The sequence below is a fragment of the Escherichia sp. MOD1-EC6475 genome (assembly GCF_003046645.1).
GTDB classification, from domain to species: domain Bacteria; phylum Pseudomonadota; class Gammaproteobacteria; order Enterobacterales; family Enterobacteriaceae; genus Escherichia; species Escherichia ruysiae.
In genome coordinates this window covers 1-19705 of record NZ_PZKQ01000054.1, presented here as the reverse complement: position 1 = coordinate 19705, position 19705 = coordinate 1, and the positions used below count along the sequence as shown (strand labels likewise).

16 protein-coding genes and 1 pseudogene are annotated in these 19705 nt (G+C 53.4%); 13 read left to right on the top strand and 4 right to left on the bottom strand.

The genetic code is table 11. The features are described from left to right. Positions 1 to 118 precede the first annotated feature (118 nt). The 4 genes from dppB to dppF are packed head-to-tail and all read left to right on the top strand — an operon-like array spanning position 119 to position 4045. Entirely contained in the window at positions 119 to 1138 is a 1020-nt protein-coding gene (gene dppB, locus A7589_RS17765; RefSeq protein WP_000938857.1) for a dipeptide ABC transporter permease DppB, read from the top strand. Positions 1139 to 1147: 9 nt separating this feature from the next. After that, on the top strand, positions 1148 to 2050 hold the full coding sequence (dppC, locus tag A7589_RS17760) for a dipeptide ABC transporter permease DppC (RefSeq protein WP_000084683.1): 903 nt from the start codon (positions 1148 to 1150) through the stop codon (positions 2048 to 2050). A 10-nt stretch (positions 2051 to 2060) separates the two neighbouring features. Beyond that, a complete protein-coding gene (dppD, locus tag A7589_RS17755; protein ID WP_108188942.1) occupies positions 2061 to 3044 on the top strand; it encodes a dipeptide ABC transporter ATP-binding protein in 984 nt (327 codons plus the stop codon). Further along, the gene (gene dppF, locus A7589_RS17750; RefSeq protein WP_000107034.1) at positions 3041 to 4045 is read left to right on the top strand and encodes a dipeptide ABC transporter ATP-binding subunit DppF; all 1005 of its coding nucleotides are present in this window, start codon (positions 3041 to 3043) and stop codon (positions 4043 to 4045) included. Before dppD ends, dppF begins: the two co-directional genes overlap by 4 nt. A gap of 29 nt (positions 4046 to 4074) precedes the next feature. Here dppF and A7589_RS17745 read toward each other — a convergent pair whose 3' ends face one another. Further along, entirely contained in the window at positions 4075 to 5346 is a 1272-nt protein-coding gene (locus A7589_RS17745; protein WP_001153785.1) for an SLC5/6 family protein, read from the bottom strand. Positions 5347 to 5821: 475 nt separating this feature from the next. Between A7589_RS17745 and A7589_RS17730 the strand changes: the two genes are divergently transcribed. The 3 genes from A7589_RS17730 (at position 5822) to A7589_RS17715 (ending at position 6892) form a co-directional block, all read left to right on the top strand. Next, positions 5822 to 5929, top strand: a complete 108-nt coding sequence (locus A7589_RS17730) for a type I toxin-antitoxin system toxin Ldr family protein (protein ID WP_001295224.1) — start codon at positions 5822 to 5824, stop codon at positions 5927 to 5929. A gap of 374 nt (positions 5930 to 6303) precedes the next feature. Then, positions 6304 to 6411 (top strand): type I toxin-antitoxin system toxin Ldr family protein, encoded by a 108-nt coding sequence (locus tag A7589_RS17720; RefSeq protein WP_000170974.1) that lies wholly within the window; start codon positions 6304 to 6306, stop codon positions 6409 to 6411. Positions 6412 to 6784: 373 nt separating this feature from the next. After that, positions 6785 to 6892, top strand: a complete 108-nt coding sequence (locus A7589_RS17715) for a type I toxin-antitoxin system toxin Ldr family protein (RefSeq protein ID WP_108188939.1) — start codon at positions 6785 to 6787, stop codon at positions 6890 to 6892. An 85-nt stretch (positions 6893 to 6977) separates the two neighbouring features. Here the strand turns inward: A7589_RS17715 and bcsG are convergent, their stop codons facing one another. The 3 genes and pseudogenes from bcsG to bcsE form a co-directional block, all read right to left on the bottom strand. Then, positions 6978 to 8657, bottom strand: coding sequence for a cellulose biosynthesis protein BcsG (bcsG, locus tag A7589_RS17710; protein WP_000191631.1), 1680 nt, complete (start codon positions 8655 to 8657; stop codon positions 6978 to 6980). Then, positions 8654 to 8845 (bottom strand): cellulose biosynthesis protein BcsF, encoded by a 192-nt coding sequence (gene bcsF / locus A7589_RS17705; RefSeq protein WP_000988317.1) that lies wholly within the window; start codon positions 8843 to 8845, stop codon positions 8654 to 8656. The genes bcsG and bcsF overlap by 4 nt, the downstream gene beginning before the upstream one ends. Beyond that, positions 8842 to 10400: pseudogene (gene bcsE / locus A7589_RS17700) on the bottom strand (cellulose biosynthesis c-di-GMP-binding protein BcsE). The gene bcsF and the pseudogene bcsE overlap by 4 nt, the downstream one beginning before the upstream one ends. A 258-nt stretch (positions 10401 to 10658) precedes the next feature. Between bcsE and bcsR the strand changes: the two are divergent. From bcsR to bcsC, 6 genes are all read left to right on the top strand, one after another. Further along, complete coding sequence (bcsR, locus tag A7589_RS17695) at positions 10659 to 10847, top strand: cellulose biosynthesis protein BcsR (RefSeq protein WP_001063311.1); 189 nt, start codon at positions 10659 to 10661, stop codon at positions 10845 to 10847. Between the two features lie 11 nt (positions 10848 to 10858). Then, complete coding sequence (gene bcsQ, locus A7589_RS17690; protein ID WP_000279494.1) at positions 10859 to 11611, top strand: cellulose biosynthesis protein BcsQ; 753 nt, start codon at positions 10859 to 10861, stop codon at positions 11609 to 11611. Next, positions 11608 to 14226, top strand: coding sequence for a UDP-forming cellulose synthase catalytic subunit (bcsA, locus tag A7589_RS17685; RefSeq protein ID WP_108188938.1), 2619 nt, complete (start codon positions 11608 to 11610; stop codon positions 14224 to 14226). Before bcsQ ends, bcsA begins: the two co-directional genes overlap by 4 nt. 10 nt (positions 14227 to 14236) lie before the next feature. Next, positions 14237 to 16576, top strand: coding sequence for a cellulose biosynthesis cyclic di-GMP-binding regulatory protein BcsB (gene bcsB / locus A7589_RS17680; RefSeq protein ID WP_108188937.1), 2340 nt, complete (start codon positions 14237 to 14239; stop codon positions 16574 to 16576). A 6-nt stretch (positions 16577 to 16582) separates the two neighbouring features. Then, positions 16583 to 17689: a cellulose synthase complex periplasmic endoglucanase BcsZ gene (gene bcsZ / locus A7589_RS17675; protein ID WP_024192198.1), complete on the top strand. Its 1107-nt coding sequence runs from the start codon at positions 16583 to 16585 to the stop codon at positions 17687 to 17689. Further along, a partial coding sequence (bcsC, locus tag A7589_RS17670) for a cellulose synthase complex outer membrane protein BcsC (RefSeq protein WP_108188936.1) occupies positions 17671 to 19705 on the top strand: 2035 nt, incomplete at its 3' end. The genes bcsZ and bcsC, both read left to right, overlap by 19 nt.

The window sequence follows — 19705 nt, the reverse complement described above, 5'->3', positions numbered from 1 at the left end:
GCGTGCAGCGCCATCCGGCAGCAATACTTCATTCCCTGTCAGACAAGGGCAGGAATTGATTTGTGAGCAATACAGACACGCAGTTCCAGGCTGTGGGTCACTATAGAGAATCCGGGTTATGTTGCAGTTTATTCTCCGACGTTTGGGACTCGTCATCCCCACGTTTATCGGTATTACCCTTCTCACTTTTGCCTTTGTCCACATGATCCCCGGCGATCCGGTGATGATCATGGCGGGCGAACGTGGGATCTCCCCAGAGCGTCACGCACAGCTGCTGGCTGAACTCGGTTTAGATAAACCGATGTGGCAGCAGTACCTCCACTATATTTGGGGCGTTATGCACGGTGATTTAGGCATTTCGATGAAAAGCCGCATCCCGGTTTGGGAAGAGTTCGTGCCGCGCTTCCAGGCCACGCTGGAACTTGGCGTCTGCGCGATGATTTTTGCTACGGCAGTCGGCATTCCGGTTGGTGTGCTGGCTGCGGTTAAACGTGGTTCCATTTTCGATCACACGGCGGTTGGTCTGGCACTGACCGGTTACTCAATGCCAATCTTCTGGTGGGGCATGATGCTGATCATGCTGGTTTCGGTGCACTGGAACCTGACGCCGGTCTCCGGTCGCGTGAGCGACATGGTGTTCCTTGATGATTCCAATCCGTTAACCGGTTTTATGTTGATCGACACCGCCATCTGGGGTGAAGACGGCAACTTTATCGACGCCGTCGCGCATATGATCTTACCTGCGATGGTGCTGGGCACAATTCCGCTGGCGGTTATCGTTCGTATGACGCGCTCCTCGATGCTGGAAGTGCTGGGCGAGGATTACATCCGCACCGCGCGTGCCAAGGGATTGACCCGGATGCGGGTGATTATCGTCCATGCGCTGCGTAACGCCATGCTGCCGGTGGTAACCGTTATTGGCCTACAGGTCGGGACGCTGCTGGCGGGGGCGATTCTGACCGAAACCATCTTCTCGTGGCCCGGTCTGGGGCGCTGGTTGATTGACGCACTGCAACGCCGCGATTATCCAGTGGTGCAGGGCGGCGTATTGCTGGTGGCGACGATGATTATCCTCGTCAACCTGCTGGTCGATCTGCTGTACGGCGTGGTGAACCCGCGTATTCGTCATAAGAAGTAAGGGAACATCATGTCACAGGTTACTGAAAATAAAGTGATTACTGCACCGGTGCCGATGACCCCTTTACAGGAGTTCTGGCACTATTTTAAACGTAACAAAGGCGCGGTCGTCGGACTGGTTTATGTCGTCATCGTGCTGTTTATCGCGATCTTTGCCAACTGGATTGCACCCTATAACCCGGCGGAACAGTTCCGCGATGCGCTGCTCGCCCCGCCAGCCTGGCAGGAAGGCGGCAGCATGGCGCACTTGCTGGGCACTGATGACGTCGGTCGCGATGTGATGTCGCGCCTGATGTACGGCGCACGCTTGTCGCTGCTGGTTGGCTGTCTGGTGGTGGTGTTATCGCTGATTATGGGCGTTATTCTCGGCCTGATCGCCGGCTACTTCGGCGGCCTGGTCGATAACATCATCATGCGCGTGGTCGATATCATGCTGGCGCTGCCAAGCCTGCTGCTGGCGCTGGTGCTGGTGGCTATCTTCGGCCCGTCGATTGGTAACGCCGCGCTGGCGCTGACCTTCGTTGCCCTGCCGCACTATGTCCGCTTAACTCGCGCCGCCGTGCTGGTGGAAGTGAACCGCGACTACGTGACCGCTTCCCGCGTGGCGGGAGCCGGGGCGCTGCGGCAGATGTTTATCAATATTCTTCCCAACTGCCTTGCGCCGCTGATTGTCCAGGCGTCGCTCGGTTTCTCTAACGCCATTCTCGATATGGCTGCTCTTGGTTTCCTCGGCATGGGGGCGCAACCGCCAACGCCGGAGTGGGGCACCATGCTCTCCGACGTGTTGCAGTTTGCGCAAAGCGCCTGGTGGGTCGTGACCTTCCCTGGTCTGGCGATCCTGCTGACGGTGCTGGCATTTAACCTGATGGGTGACGGTCTGCGTGACGCGCTCGATCCCAAACTGAAGCAGTAAGAGGTTCGAGATGGCGTTATTAAATATAGATAAATTATCGGTGCATTTCGGTGACGAAAGCGCACCATTCCGCGCTGTAGACCGCATCAGCTACAGCGTGAAACAGGGCGAAGTGGTCGGGATTGTGGGTGAATCCGGTTCGGGTAAATCGGTCAGTTCACTGGCGATTATGGGGCTGATTGATTATCCGGGCCGCGTGATGGCGGAAAAGCTGGAATTTAATGGCCAGGATTTGCAGCGTATATCGGAAAAAGAGCGCCGCAATCTGGTGGGTGCCGAAGTAGCGATGATCTTCCAGGACCCGATGACCAGTCTCAACCCGTGCTACACCGTGGGTTTCCAGATTATGGAAGCGATTAAGGTGCATCAGGGCGGTAACAAAAGTACCCGCCGTCAGCGGGCAATTGACTTGCTGAATCAGGTCGGTATTCCCGATCCGGCGTCGCGTCTGGATGTTTACCCGCATCAGCTTTCCGGCGGTATGAGCCAGCGTGTAATGATCGCGATGGCAATTGCCTGTCGGCCAAAACTGCTGATTGCGGATGAACCGACCACCGCGCTGGACGTGACCATTCAGGCGCAAATCATCGAACTGCTGCTGGAGCTACAGCAGAAAGAAAACATGGCGCTGGTGTTGATCACCCATGACCTTGCGCTGGTGGCGGAAGCGGCACATAAAATCATCGTGATGTATGCAGGTCAGGTGGTGGAAACGGGCGATGCTCACGCCATCTTCCGTGCGCCGCGTCATCCGTATACTCAGGTATTGCTGCGTGCGCTGCCGGAATTTGCTCAGGACAAAGAACGTCTGGCGTCGTTGCCTGGCGTGGTTCCCGGCAAGTACGACCGCCCGAACGGCTGCCTGCTTAATCCGCGCTGCCCCTACGCGACTGACAAATGCCGCGCCGAAGAACCGGCGCTGAATATGCTCGCTGACGGGCGTCAGTCCAAATGCCATTACCCACTTGATGATGCCGGGAGGCCCACACTATGAGTACGCAAGAGGCCACCTCGCAACAACCATTGTTGCAGGCAATTGACCTGAAAAAACATTACCCGGTGAAGAAAGGTATGTTCGCACCGGAACGTCTGGTGAAGGCGCTGGATGGTGTTTCGTTTAACCTTGAACGTGGCAAAACGCTGGCAGTAGTGGGCGAATCTGGCTGCGGTAAATCGACCCTCGGTCGGTTGCTGACAATGATTGAAACGCCCACCGGCGGCGAGCTGTATTACCAGGGGCAGGATCTGCTTAAGCACGATCCGCAGGCGCAGAAGCTGCGTCGGCAGAAAATCCAGATTGTCTTTCAGAACCCTTACGGTTCGCTGAATCCGCGTAAAAAAGTTGGGCAAATTCTCGAAGAGCCGCTGCTTATTAACACCAGCTTAAGCAAAGAGCAGCGTCGGGAAAAAGCCCTGTCGATGATGGCGAAAGTCGGCCTGAAAACAGAGCATTACGACCGCTATCCGCACATGTTTTCCGGCGGTCAACGTCAGCGTATCGCCATCGCCCGAGGTCTGATGCTCGACCCGGACGTGGTGATTGCCGATGAGCCGGTTTCCGCGCTGGATGTCTCGGTGCGTGCGCAGGTGCTCAACCTGATGATGGATTTGCAGCAGGAGTTGGGGCTTTCTTATGTCTTCATCTCGCACGACCTGTCGGTGGTGGAGCACATCGCTGATGACGTGATGGTGATGTACTTGGGGCGCTGCGTGGAGAAGGGGACGAAGGACCAAATCTTCAATAACCCGCGTCATCCGTACACTCAGGCGCTGCTCTCCGCGACGCCGCGCCTGAACCCGGACGATCGTCGCGAACGCATCAAACTCACCGGTGAACTGCCAAGCCCGCTGAATCCACCGCCGGGTTGCGCCTTCAACGCCCGCTGTCGTCGACGCTTCGGCCCCTGCACCCAGTTGCAGCCGCAGCTAAAAGGCTACGGCGGTCAACTGGTAGCTTGTTTTGCTGTTGATCAGGATGAAAATCCGCAGCGTTAACTCACAAAACCGGGGCCATGCGCTCCGGTTTACTCAATCAACTTCAACAGTGGCGACAAGCACAGCAAAATGCCGTAAAAGAGAATCAGCCAGGCTTTAAACCCGCGAAGTTTTTCCAGTTGTGCGACTTTAGAGATCAGGAAAAACGGAATGAGGCACGACACAATGCCATACAACGGACTTCCCATCTGAAAGAACACCAGCACCGATACGCGAAATGAAACCCAAATCGTCAACGTAATGACGATAAAAGCGCAAATTGCCAGAGTCAGCATGTGCGAGTTAATTTTCTGGGTATCAATAATTCGGCTTAACAGATTGAGAATAATGCCTTTAATGGCCTCGTGGAAACCGAGGTAAATGCCAAAGAATGCGGTCAGTACGGCAAAGATATTCAGCACCGTAGAGGTGATATGAATGATATGCCCAGGGATCACCTGCGCCGCCAGTGCCAGTGCCGAGATATTTTGTTCAAAGGCAGAAACGGCTTCTTCGTGGCTAATTGAGAAGGTAAACGAAAAGGCAAAAAACAGGATCACCGCGATGAGCGTGATATAACTAATCCGGTGGGTACGCAGCGCGAGCCGAGTTGCCAGTACTTTATCCGCTTCCCGTTTACGATAGGCAATATTCATCGGGTTAAGCACCTGAATAAATACCGCAGAAAAGAAGCAAAAAGGAATAGTAAGCAGAACGTCGCGGAAGAAGACGGAGGCTTGCGGGAACGCGGTTATATTGGCGAAATTCCAGTGCGGGATCATCGCAAAACCGAACACCACAATAATGCCCACTTTGACCACCACCATCGGGCCGGAAATTTTAAACAATAACCTTTCTCCACCTGACGCGATAGCTACCAGTACGGTGAAAATAGCCACTTTATAAAGTAGGGATTGTGAAAGATCGGCATCGGTCAAACCGAAGGTTTTCAGGTACGAGGCGCTGTCGAAAACCACGGAGAGGGAATAGATAAAAATTCCGTGGATAATCATCAAAAAGTAGATAACACCAAGAAATATTCCCCAGTTCTTCCCAAGGTAATGACTGATAATATCGGTGTAGTCATTACAGGAGTCACTTTCAGATAGTGTCTTTAAATAAATATCCTGCACTACCCAGGTTGCCGGATAAGCAATAATGGCGGCGGTAATAAATACCCAAATTCCCTTTAGCCCAATTTGTACTGGCATCAGCACCGTTCCGGCACCAATTGCCATTCCTATGCATAATAAAACCCAGCCGAAGTCATATCGCGTAAATGGTAATTTTTGATCGCGTAGTTGTAATGTGTTGTCCTGCATAAAGTCCTGTCCAGAAAGAAGTCAGCCCCGCAAAGATGGTTATCCCCCGTTTCTCTTGTGCAACAGGCGGAGAAGTCGAATACGCAGTGTGCTAAGAATGAGGCAACGGATTCACCGGGGAGAATCGCGAGGAGCGCAATTCTACAAAATTGCGCATTTCACTACCAGTCTGGAGTCAGCTCGGATATGAACTGCAACTATTGCAAATAAAGAAATTAAGCTGGAAGGCATCACACAATGAGGAAGATTGCCGGGTGCTGACAGTAAAAAGCAATCGTAGAATCAGCGGCAAGCCGGAAGGGTTCCGGTGAGGCGCAATGTTGCGGGGGCTTTATCCCTGGTGGCATTGGTTGCTGGAGAGAGAAAACCCCCGCACGTTGCAGGTATGCACCTGACAACATCACGGGGGCCATTCTTGAACCTGAACAACTCAAGAATAGCCGCGAAACGTTGTCATTACAACACAGGCGGCTATATGACGCTCGCAGAACTGGGCATGGCCTTCTGGCATGATTTAGCGGCTCCGGTCATTGCTGGAATTCTTGCCAGTATGATCGTGAACTGGCTGAATAAGCGGAAGTAACGTGTCATGCGGGCGTCAGGCTGCCGTAATGGCAATTTGCGCCCGGACCAGGCCGCAGGGGTGAAACTCTGCGGCCTTTTTCGTAAGAAAAATGCAACGGTTGCAAGGCGGTAATATTCTGCGGAACGCGCAGCACAGAGTGAAGAAGTGATGGATTTCGAAGCAGAAAAACAGACGTAGAATCAGCGGCAAGCCGGAACATTCCGGTGAGGCGCAATGTTGCGGGGGCTTTATCCCTGGTGGCATTGGTTGCTGGAAAGAGAAAACCCCCGCACGTTGCAGGTATGCACCTGACAACATCACGGGGGCCATTCTTGACTCTAGACCATTCAAGAATAGCCGCGAAACGTTATCATTACAACACAGGCGGCTATATGACGCTCGCGCAGTTAGGCATGGCCTTCTGGCACGATTTAGCGGCTCCGGTCATTGCTGGCATTCTCGCCAGCCTGATCGTGAGCTGGCTGAATAAGCGGAAGTAACGTGCCATGCGGGCGTCAGGCTGCCGTAATGGCAATTTGCGCCCGGACCAGGCCGCAGGGGTAAACTCTGCGGCCTTTTTCGTAAGAAAAATGCAACGGCTGCAAGCCGGTAATATTGTGCGGAATGCACAGCACAGAGTGAAGAAGTGATGGATTTCGAAGCAGAAAAACAGTCGTAGAATCAGCCTCAAGCCGGAAGAGTCCGGTGAGGCGCAATGTTGCGGGGGCTTTATCCCTGGTGGCATTGGTTGCTGGAGAGAGAAAACCCCCGCACGTTGCAGGTATATACCTGACAACATCACGGGGGCCATTCTTGAAGCTAGACAACTCAAGAATAGCCGCGAAACGTTGTCATTACAACACAGGCGGCTATATGACGTTCGCGCAGTTAGGCATGGTCTTCTGGCACGATTTAGCGGCTCCGGTCATTGCTGGCATTCTCGCCAGCCTGATCGTGAGCTGGCTGAATAAGCGGAAGTAACGTGCCATGTGGGCGTCGGCTGCCGTAATGGCAATTTGCGCCCGGACCAGGCCGCAGGGGTGAAACTCTGCGGCCTTTTTCGTGTTTACTGCGGGTATGGCACCCAATCGCCGCCGTTCAGGCGAACGTACGGTTTATCCTGATATTGAATCACCACCGCGTTTGAGTTCTCGGATACCGGTGCTGTTTGTGGCAATCCGCTGGTGAGTTTTTTCCAGTCAACATTGTCTTCGGTGAAAATTTTACCGTCGAGAACGCGAACAACCAGATCAGAAATTGCCAGGAAACTGCTTGGTTGGTCGATGACAATCGGAGCCCCCTGATGTGGTGCCTTCATGCCGAAGAATTTCACGCCAACGGGGACATCAGTAATTGATGGACTAGGGATATCACGTAGGCCAGATACCTGCATTCTGTCGCCTTTCAGCGCGCCGCCGTGTTCTGGCACGACCACCACCATTACTTTACGGTCAGATTTCTCCAGCTCGGTAAAGAATGCATCCAGTTCATCAAAGAACTTCTGCGCCCGCGCTTTATAGTCCGCTGTTTTACTGACGCCAGGATAATGGTTGCCATCATGCAGAGGGAGCGTGTTGTAGAACGTGGCGCTACGGGAGTTTTTATCTTTTTCAGTAACTTCCAGCCAGCGGTTAAGTACGGCGGTATCGTCATAAACTGGCGAACCATCAAAGCCCAGCAAAATAACCGGTAGATTCGTTTGATCCATCAATTCTGTCTGCATACCGCCATTTTCGCGCACTTCTTTCAGGAAGCCGCCGAATTGACCGTTATGCCCCATCATCAGATGCTGGGTAAAGCCCAGTTTTGACAAGTTATCGAACAGATAGCAGTCATTATTGGCTGGTTGATACAGATTGGTGTGCGAAGTTTGCCCACAACTGGCGCGCAGCAGACGAATCGCCGCCGGGCCGCTGTATGAGGTCGCAGAGTTGAATTTCTTGAACTCAATATCGAAATGCGACCATAACGGATGCGACATTAACCCGGCAGCCTCAATGTCCGACCAGGAGAGTGAGCAGATGTTGATGACCAGCAATTCAAATGGCTGTGCATCTGCCGGAAGCGCGGATGGGAAGGTCGATTTACGTTTCGCTTCGGCGTTATAGAAATTATTCAGCCATGCATTAAGATTCGCCGTTGTCGGCGGCGCGGTTTGCGCAGGCATATCACCCACCACCGGCGTACCTCCTGCGGCTGCGACCGTTGCCGCTGCATTACCGCCCGTCGTTGTCACCGTCGTGGTCGGTTGACCGGCTGGCCACAGGGAGAAACTTGGTCCAGCCAACGTAAGTACGTTCAACCATACCAGAATAGCGACGACAAATATGGTGATACGAATCCATTGTGACAGGAACAACCACGCCACTAACAATACAAAAATGGCTCCGATCATCTGCCAGTTAATAAAGCGAGTAACGAGGTCGATTAAATAATCGCTACTGAAACCAGCCACTTGCGAACCCTGACTCATGATACTTTCCGGGCCTGGCAGCCAGGTGTCGTGCCAGAACAATGCAAAACCGATTGGCAGGGCTATCCAGTGGCGTAGACGGTGCAGGCTATAGCGCGGAATAGGCATTAGCAGGAACGCGGCAAACACCAGATTAAGCAGCGGATGGAAGTTAAGATATCCCGCCCATAACAGGCCAAACTTGACCAGAAAATAGAAGTTCCAGCCAGAAAGGCCGCGCCAGTATTGCCAGAGGGAAGAAGACATAGCGGTGTTTTGGGTAAATTGAGTCATTTTTTGATTGCCCTGGCTTTTTCCGCACGGCGTAATGTACCGGCCGGTTTTACATAACGAGGTTTAGCAAATAACAAACGCAAAGTGTCACGAATACGCCGCAGAGAATGTCGCGCCAGATAGCCCAGCGGGAAAAATATCAGTGCGCAAACGATAATAATTTCAACGATATCGCTGATGGTCATCATGATGAACGCTCCACAGCATCATCCAATAATCGCAGTGGTTCAGGTATGCGTCGCCAGTTGCGACCATCGTGTTCGGCATTGATGACTGGCGTGGAACCCTGCGTTAAAGGCAGCGGCATCCCCCATTGTTCCGGGGCGAGACCAGCTCGGCGCTGATTTGGTCATCTTCAAACCAGACCATGCGGTTAGAGAAAATGTCGCCAGTAGGTAGTGGGAAAATATGATTCAATGCGGTATCCAGATCGTTAATCCGGCAGAAAGAGAGGAACAGCACCAGTCGATTGCCGCCAATCGTCATAATATCGCCGGTACGATTAGGGCGACACAGCGTCAGAGCTTGTTCAACGCGAATGCCAGGCACCGGGCGCAAAGCCACCAGAACGCCTTTCCCGTGAGCGGGTAACAGGGTGTTATTCATCATATTATTGACCGCGTCACAGAATACATCCCACTTCTGGAACCCCCGCAGTTTAATCGGCTGAGTCATCGACAACAGCGTGGTGATATCTTCCGGTACATAGCGGCTGAACTTCTGTCCCTGTACGCTTTCAATCATTGTCAGACAGCGAGAGAGCGGGGCGTTCCATGGAATAACCATATTTGCGCCGCAGGCCAACAGTAAACGTTCGTCGGTGGCGCGCAGGCTGGCAATATTTTCCCGCACGAGGATTTTTAACGCGCTACCACGCTGGCGACGCAATGTATGAATACTGCGGGCCAGCGGTTCAATTTGCCCATTTTGCTGCAAAGAGAACACGACCGTCGCGGCCTGAGAGGTACGCGCTTCATTGAACAGCGTTTCGTTATTGTCGAATAGCTTCCAGTGTTCCGATAGCGGTGGCGCGCCTTCCAGTACAGCAATATTACTGAGAATACGTTTTTCATCGCTGCGTGGTTGGATCTCCGCCTCTTCGCGCTGAACTAACGCCCAGACGCCATTTTGATGCTGGACGGTCAGTTGCTGACGGGCGCTGACGCCTTTTTCGTTACACCAAAAAGCGATATCCAGCAGATGCTGATCGCCCTGAAAACGCAAACTGGCAAGTCCAAAAAGCGAACGGTACTCCTCCAGTAACAATGAAAATTGTTTATCGTTATTATTTCCGGGATTAATTACCAGCAGTGAACAATGGTTTAGCCTGCACCATTTATTCATTTTTTCCAGCCATAGGCGAAGGCGCTCGGCAGGAATGTTTTGCCATGCGTTATTTGCGCAAACAAGAATGAACAGGTAATTATTGGGAACAACTGAACATTGTAAATCACGGGGCAAATAGTATAGACCTTTTTCATGATTTAGCATTGAAAATAATTTTATTTTTTCTGGTCCTTGAGAATCATCTAATTTGAAAATTTTCTCGGGATCGCTATCCATGCTAATGACCGCGACTTGCGCGGTTTCAGCTTGAGAAGCCATCGTTTGATTCACCAGGCTAATAGCATCTTCTTGACGATCGACGTTAAACCACCAGACGCCGCCTGCTGGCATATGTCGCAGCTCATCCCATAAGGATGAGATACCGATAGAGAATACGGGGTCCACAGTGTCCCTCAAGTCGCCATTTTGTCTGATTATCAGTTTACTAGCGAAAGCTAAGAAATAAACCTACCATTGAAATTAAAACTTATCAGATTTAGCATGTGAATCAATTTAACAGGCCAGAAACCTTGTGATATCAGCCTTTTCGTTTTTTAGTTTTTCTGTTGCGTAACGGAAAGTCAAAAAATGAGCGGATTTCTGTGCTGCCGTTAGCAATAAAGCGGCGAAATTGTCTTGCTGTGTAATATGTTTATTTTATAGGGATCAACCATAATGAATAACAACGAACCCGATATTCTGCCTGATCCCGCGATAGGCTATATCTTCCAGAATGATATTTTGGCGTTAAAACAGGCTTTTTCACTGCCTGATATTGATTATGCCGATATTTCCCAACGAGAGCAGTTGGCTGCGGCATTAAAACGTTGGCCGTTGCTGGCTGAGTTTGCGCAAAAAAAGTAGGGGTGTGGTGAATGGCCGTTCTGGGATTGCAGGGGATGCGGGGTGGCGTGGGAACGACAACGATCACTGCCGCGTTAGGCTGGTCATTGCAAATGTTGGGAGAAAATGTCCTGCTGGTGGATGCCTGCCCGGACAATTTGCTGCGCCTGTCATTCAACGTTGATTTTTCTCACCGCCAGGGCTGGGCAAGAGCCATGCTGGATGGCCAGGACTGGCGTGATGCCGGGCTACGCTATACCTCGCAGCTCGATCTGCTGCCCTTTGGTCAACTGACTCTCGAAGAACACGAAAATCCCCAGCACTGGCAAACACGGCTGGGCGAGATTTGTAGCGGTATTCAGCAACTAAAGACCAGCGGGCGTTATCAATGGATTTTGATCGATTTACCACGCGACGCCTCGCAGATAACGCATCAAATCATGAGCCTGTGCGATCACAGCCTGGCAATCGTCAACGTGGATGCCAACTGTCATATTCGGCTGCATCAGCAGGCACTGCCCGCTGGCGCGCATATTTTGATTAATGATTTTCGTGTAGGCAGCCAGGTTCAGGACGATATTTATCAGCTATGGTTGCAAAGCCAGCGGCGCTTGTTGCCAATGTTGATCCATCGTGATGAAGCGATGGCTGAATGTCTGGCGGCGAAACAACCGTTGGGCGAATACCGTAGCGATGCGTTGGCGGCAGAAGAAATTCTGACGCTGGCGAACTGGTGTCTGTTGAACTATTCCGGGCTGAAAACGCCAGTCGGGAGCGCATCATGAGTATCCTGACCCGGTGGTTGCTTATCCCGCCGGTTAACGCACGTCTTATTGGGCGTTATCGGGAATATCGTCGTCATGGCGCGTCGCCTTTCAGCGCGACGCTCGGCTGTTTCTGGCTGATCCTTGCCTGGATTTTTATTCCGCTGGAGCACCCGCGCTGGCAGCGTATTCGTGCGCAACATAAAATCCTGTTCCCTCATATCAACGCCTCGCGCCCGCGTCCGTTGGATCCTGTGCGCTATGTCATCCAGACCTGCTGGTTGCTGATCAGTGCTTCGCGCAGAGAAACGCCGAAACCGCGCTGGCGGTCGTTTTCACGCTTGCAGAATATTCGTGGGCGTTATCATCAATGGATGGATGAATTGCCGGCTCGCTTCAGCCATAACACGCAACATCTTGATGAGAAAAAAGAGCTGGGACATCTGAGCGCCGGAGCGCGGCGTTTTATTCTTGGCATCATTGTGACATTCTCGCTGATTCTGGCGCTGATTTGCGTCACCCAGCCGTTTAACCCGCTGTCGCAGTTTATCTTCCTGATGTTGCTGTGGGGCGTGGCTCTGATGGTACGGCGAATGCCGGGACGCTTCTCTGCACTGATGCTGATTGTGCTGTCGCTCACTGTCTCGTGCCGTTATATCTGGTGGCGCTACACCTCCACGCTGAACTGGGATGATCCGGTCAGTCTGGTGTGCGGTTTAATTCTGCTGTTCGCTGAAACTTACGCATGGATTGTGCTGGTGCTCGGCTACTTCCAGGTCGTATGGCCGTTGAATCGTCAGCCAGTGCCGTTGCCGAAAGATATGTCGCTGTGGCCGTCGGTGGATATTTTTGTGCCGACGTACAACGAAGATCTCAGCGTGGTGAAAAACACTATCTATGCCTCGCTGGGTATCGACTGGCCGAAAGATAAGCTAAATATCTGGATCCTCGATGACGGTGGCAGGGAGGAGTTTCGCCAGTTTGCACAAAACGTAGGGGTGAAATATATCGCCCGTACCACTCATGAACATGCGAAAGCGGGCAATATCAACAATGCGCTTAAATATGCCAAAGGCGAGTTTGTGTCGATTTTCGACTGCGACCACGTGCCAACGCGCTCGTTCCTGCAAATGACCATGGGTTGGTTCCTGAAAGAAAAACAACTGGCGATGATGCAGACGCCGCACCACTTCTTCTCGCCGGACCCGTTTGAACGCAACCTGGGGCGTTTTCGTAAAACGCCGAACGAAGGCACGCTGTTCTACGGTCTGGTGCAGGATGGCAACGATATGTGGGATGCCACTTTCTTCTGCGGTTCTTGTGCGGTGATCCGCCGTAAACCGCTGGATGAGATTGGCGGTATTGCCGTCGAAACGGTAACTGAAGATGCGCACACTTCTTTGCGTTTGCACCGTCGTGGCTACACCTCCGCGTATATGCGCATTCCGCAGGCGGCGGGGCTGGCGACCGAAAGTCTGTCGGCGCATATCGGTCAGCGTATTCGCTGGGCGCGCGGGATGGTGCAAATCTTCCGCCTTGATAACCCGCTCACCGGTAAAGGGCTGAAGTTCGCGCAACGGCTGTGCTACGTCAACGCCATGTTCCATTTCTTGTCGGGCATTCCACGGCTGATCTTCCTGACTGCGCCGCTGGCGTTCCTGCTGCTTCATGCCTATATCATCTACGCACCTGCGTTGATGATCGCACTGTTTGTGCTGCCGCACATGATCCACGCCAGCCTGACTAACTCGAAGATTCAGGGCAAATATCGCCACTCATTCTGGAGTGAAATCTACGAAACAGTGCTGGCATGGTATATCGCACCACCGACGCTGGTGGCGCTGATTAACCCGCACAAAGGCAAATTTAACGTCACCGCCAAAGGGGGCCTGGTAGAGGAAGAGTATGTCGATTGGGTGATCTCGAGACCGTACATCTTCCTCGTGCTGCTCAACCTGGTTGGTGTCGCTGTTGGCATCTGGCGTTACTTCTATGGTCCGCCAACCGAAATGCTTACCGTTGTCGTCAGTATGGTGTGGGTGTTCTACAACCTGATTATTCTCGGCGGCGCGGTAGCGGTATCGGTTGAAAGTAAACAGGTTCGTCGTTCGCATCGTGTTGAGATGACGATGCCAGCGGCAATTGCCCGCGAAGATGGTCACCTTTTCTCCTGCACGGTTCAGGACTTCTCCGACGGTGGGCTGGGGATCAAAATCCACGGTCAGGCGCAGATCCTCGAAGGGCAGAAAGTGAATCTGCTGCTCAAACGCGGTCAACAGGAATACGTCTTCCCGACCCAGGTGGCACGCGTGATGGGTAACGAAGTCGGGCTGCAATTGATGCCGCTCACCACCCAGCAACATATCGATTTTGTGCAGTGTACGTTTGCCCGTGCGGATACATGGGCGCTCTGGCAGGACAGCTACCCGGAAGATAAGCCGCTGGAAAGTCTGCTGGATATTCTGAAGCTCGGCTTCCGTGGCTACCGCCATCTGGCGGAATTTGCACCTTCTTCAGTGAAGGGTATTTTCCGTGCGCTGACTTCTCTGGTTTCCTGGGTTGTTTCGTTCATTCCGCGCCGCCCGGAGCGGAGCGCAACGGTACAACCATCGGATCAGGCTTTGGCTCAACAATGATGATAACGCGATGAAAAGAAAACTATTCTGGATTTGTGCAGTGGCAATGGGGATGAGCGCATTCCCCTCTTTTATGACGCAGGCGACGCCAGCAACGCAACCACTGATCAATGCTGAGCCAGTTGTTCCTGCCCAGACGGAACAAAATCCGCAGATGGGGCAGGTGATGCCGGGTGTGCAGGGAGCGGATGCGCCAGTCGTCGCGCAGAACGGCTCTTCGCGTGATGTGAAGCTGACCTTTGCGCAAATCGCGCCGCCGCCGGGCAGCATGGTGCTGCGTGGTATCAACCCGAACGGCAGCATTGAGTTTGGTATGCGCAGCGACGAAGTGGTGACGAAGGCGATGCTCAATCTCGAATACACGCCATCGCCGTCATTGCTGCCAGTTCAGTCGCAGTTAAAGGTTTATCTCAATGATGAACTGATGGGCGTGCTACCAGTGACTAAAGAGCAGTTGGGCAAAAAGACGCTGGCGCAAATGCCGATTAACCCGCTGTTTATTACCGACTTCAACCGCGTGCGGCTGGAGTTTGTCGGTCATTATCAGGATGTGTGCGAAAACCCGGCCAGCACCACACTTTGGCTGGATGTCGGGCGCAGTAGTGGACTGGATCTGACGTATCAATCACTGAATGTGAAGAATGACCTGTCGCACTTCCCGATTCCGTTCTTTGACCCACGCGATAACCGTGCTAACACCTTACCGATGGTCTTTGCGGGCGCGCCGGATGTTGCTCTGCAACAGGCTTCCGCCATTGTTGCCTCGTGGTTTGGTTCCCGTTCCGGCTGGCGTGGGCAGAACTTCCCGGTACTCTATAACCAGCTTCCCGATCGCAATGCGATTGTTTTTGCGACTAACGACAAACGCCCGGACTTCCTGCGCGATCATCCGGCGGTAAAAGCCCCGGTGATTGAGATGATCAACCACCCGGAAAATCCTTACGTCAAACTGCTGGTCGTGTTTGGTCGTGACGACAAAGACCTGTTGCAGGCAGCGAAAGGTATCGCCCAGGGCAATATTTTGTTCCGTGGCGATAGCGTAGTGGTGAATGAAGTCAAACCGCTGCTGCCGCGTAAGCCATACGATGCGCCGAACTGGGTGCGTACCGATCGTCCTGTCACCTTTGGCGAACTAAAAACCTATGAAGAGCAGTTACAGTCCAGCGGTCTGGAACCAGCAGCGATTAACGTTTCGCTAAATCTGCCGCCAGATCTCTACCTGATGCGCAGTACCGGTATTGATATGGATATCAACTATCGCTACACCATGCCGCCGGTGAAAGACAGCTCGCGGATGGATATCAGCCTGAACAACCAGTTCCTGCAATCATTTAACCTGAGTAGCAAACAGGAGGCGAACCGCCTGCTGCTGCGTATTCCGGTATTACAAGGTTTGCTGGACGGCAAAACGGATGTCTCTATTCCGGCGTTGAGGCTGGGGGCGACCAACCAGCTGCGCTTCGACTTTGAGTACATGAACCCGATGCCGGGCGGATCGGTGGATAACTGTATTACCTTCCAGCCGGTGCAGAACCATGTGGTGATTGGCGACGACTCTACCATCGACTTCTCGAAGTATTACCACTTCATTCCGATGCCGGATCTGCGAGCGTTTGCCAATGCGGGTTTCCCGTTCAGCCGGATGGCGGATCTGTCGCAAACCATCACCGTAATGCCGAAAGCGCCCAACGAAGCACAGATGGAAACGCTGCTAAATACCGTTGGTTTTATCGGCGCGCAGACGGGCTTCCCGGCGATTAACCTGACCGTGACCGATGATGGCAGCACCATTCAGGGTAAAGATGCCGACATCATGATCGTCGGTGGTATCCCGGACAAATTAAAAGACGACAAGCAGATTGACATGCTGGTACAGGCCACCGAAAGCTGGGTGAAAACGCCAATGCGCCAGACGCCATTCCCCGGCATTGTGCCGGACGAAAACGACCGTGCGGCAGAAACTCAGTCAACGCTGACCTCTTCCGGCGCGATGGCAGCGGTGATTGGCTTCCAGTCACCGTATAACGACCAGCGCAGCGTGATTGCTCTCCTGGCTGACAGTCCGCGCGGTTACGAAATGCTTAACGATGCGGTGAACGATAGCGGCAAACGCGCCACCATGTTCGGCTCGGTAGCCGTGATCCGTGAATCTGGCGTTAACAGTTTGCGTGTCGGCGACATCTATTACGTTGGACATCTGCCGTGGTTCGAACGTTTGTGGTATGCACTGGCTAATCACCCGATTCTGTTGGCGGTGCTGGCGGCAATCAGCGTGGTGTTGCTGGCCTGGGTACTGTGGCGTCTGCTGCGTATCATCAGCCGTCGTCGTCTTAACCCGGATAATGAGTAATTGATGATGAATGTTTTGCGTAGTGGAATCGTGACGATGCTGCTGCTGGCTGCCTTTAGTGTTCAGGCAGCCTGTACCTGGCCTGCCTGGGAGCAGTTTAAAAAGGATTACATCAGTCAGGAGGGGCGCGTCATTGACCCCAGTGATGCGCGCAAAATTACCACCTCCGAAGGGCAAAGTTACGGCATGTTCTTTGCTCTGGCGGCTAACGACCGTGCTGCTTTCGATAACCTTCTCGACTGGACACAGAACAATCTTGCCCAGGGCTCGTTAAAAGAGCATTTGCCCGCCTGGCTATGGGGCAAGAAAGAGAATGCGAAGTGGGAAGTGCTGGACAGCAACTCAGCCTCTGACGGTGATATCTGGATGGCCTGGTCACTGCTGGAGGCCGGTCGATTGTGGAAAGAGCAACGTTATACTGACATTGGCAGCGCGTTGTTAAAACGCATTGCGCAAGAGGAAGTGGTGACAGTGCCGGGGCTGGGTTCCATGCTGTTACCGGGCAAAGTGGGCTTTGCCGAGAATAACACCTGGCGTTTTAACCCGAGTTATCTGCCTCCGACGCTGGCGCAGTATTTCACCCGCTTTGGCGCACCGTGGACCACGTTGCGCGAAACCAATCAACGTTTATTGCTGGAAACCGCCCCGAAAGGCTTTTCGCCAGACTGGGTACGTTATGAGAAAGACAAAGGCTGGCAGTTAAAGCCAGAGAAAACGCTGATCAGCAGTTACGACGCTATTCGCGTCTATATGTGGGTTGGCATGATGCCCGACAGCGATCCGCAAAAAGCGCGGATGCTCAACCGTTTTAAACCGATGGCGACATTCACCGAGAAAAACGGCTATCCGCCGGAGAAAGTCGATGTCGCTACGGGTAAAGCGCAGGGTAAAGGGCCAGTCGGCTTTTCTGCGGCTATGTTGCCATTTCTTCAGGATCGTGATGCCCAGGCCGTACAGCGTCAGCGTATTGCAGATAACTTTCCTGGTAGCGATGCCTATTACAACTATGTGTTGACCCTGTTTGGACAAGGCTGGGATCAACACCGTTTCCGCTTCTCGACAAAAGGTGAGTTATTACCTGACTGGGGCCTGGAATGCGCAAATTCACACTAAATATTCTTACGCTTTCCCTCGGTCTGGCCGTGATGCCGATGGTCGAGGCGGCACCAACCGCCCAGCAACAGTTGCTGGAACAGGTTCGTGTGGGCGAAGCGACCCACCGCGAAGACCTGGTGCAGCAGTCGCTGTATCGTCTGGAACTTATTGATCCGAATAACCCGGATGTCGTTGCCGCCCGTTTCCGTTCTCTGTTACGTCAGGGCGATGTTGATGGTGCGCAAAAACAACTCGAACGATTGTCGCAATTAGCGCCGAGTTCAAATGCGTATAAATCATCGCGTACCACAATGCTACTTTCCACGCCGGATGGTCGTCAGGCACTGCAACAGGCACGATTGCAGGCCACCACCGGTCATGCGGAAGAAGCCGTGGCGGGTTACAACAAACTATTCAACGGAGCGCCGCCAGCAGGTGACATTGCCGTCGAGTACTGGAGTACGGTAGCGAAAATTCCGGCTCGCCGTGGCGAAGCGATTAATCAGCTAAAACGCATCAATGCGGATACGCCGGGCAATACAGGTTTGCAAAACAATCTGGCGCTATTGCTGTTTAGCAGCGATCGCCGTGACGAAGGTTTTGCCGTACTGGAACAGATGGCGAAATCTAACGCCGGGCGCGAGGGGGCTTCTAAAATCTGGTACGGGCAGATAAAAGATATGCCCGTCAGCGACGCCAGCGTGTCGGCGCTGAAAAAATATCTCTCTGTTTTTAGCGATGGCGATAATGTGGTGGCTGCGCAATCGCAACTGGCAGAACAACAAAAGCAACTGGCCGATCCTAATTTCCGCGCCCGTGCGCAAGGTTTAGCCGCTGTGGACTCAGGCATGGCAGGTAAAGCCATTCCCGAACTGCAACAGGCGGTGCGCGCTAACCCGAAAGACAGTGAAGCCCTTGGGGCGCTGGGGCAGGCGTATTCCCAGAATGGCGATCGCGCTAATGCGGTGGCGAATCTGGAAAAAGCCCTCGCGCTGGATCCGAACAGCAGCAACAACGACAAATGGAACAGTCTGCTGAAGGTGAACCGCTATTGGCTGGCGATCCAGCAGGGCGATGCTGCGCTGAAAGCCAATAATCCCGACCGGGCAGAACGCCTGTTCCAGCAGGCGCGCAATGTCGATAACGCCGACAGCTATGCGGTACTGGGGCTGGGTGATGTGGCGATGGCACGTAAAGATTACCCCGCTGCCGAACGCTATTATCAGCAGACTTTGCGTATGGACAGCGGCAACACCAACGCCGTGCGCGGGCTGGCGAATCTTTATCGCCAGCAGTCGCCGGAAAAAGCCGAAGCGTTTATTGCCTCGCTTTCTGCCAGCCAGCGGCGCAGCGTTGATGACATCGAACGCAGCCTGCAAAACGACCGCTTATCACAGCAGGCGGAGGCACTGGAAAATCAGGGTAAATGGGCACAGGCGGCAGCACTTCAGCGTCAGCGGCTGGCGCTCGATCCCGGCAGTGTGTGGATTACTTACCGGCTTTCGCAGGATCTCTGGCAGGTCGGGCAACGCAGCCAGGCCGATACGTTAATGCGCAATCTGGCGCAACAGAAGCCGAACGACCCGGAGCAGGTTTACGCTTACGGACTGTATCTTTCTGGTCACGACCAGGACAGAGCCGCGCTGGCGCATATCAACAGCCTGCCGCGCGCGCAGTGGAACAGCAATATTCAGGAACTGGCAAACCGCCTGCAAAGCGATCAGGTACTGGAAACCGCCAGCCGCCTGCGTGAAAGCGGTAAAGAGGCAGAAGCGGAAGCGATGCTGCGCCAGCAGCCACCGTCCACGCGCATTGACCTCACCCTGGCAGACTGGGCACAGCAGCGACGTGATGACACCGCTGCCCGCGCGGCGTATCAGAATGTCCTGACGCGGGAGCCAGCTAACGTTGATGCCATTCTGGGGCTGACGGAAGTGGATATCGCCGCCGGTGACAAAGCGGCGGCACGCAGCCAGCTGGCGAAACTGCCCGCCACCGACAATACCTCACTGAATACACAGCGGCGCGTGGCGC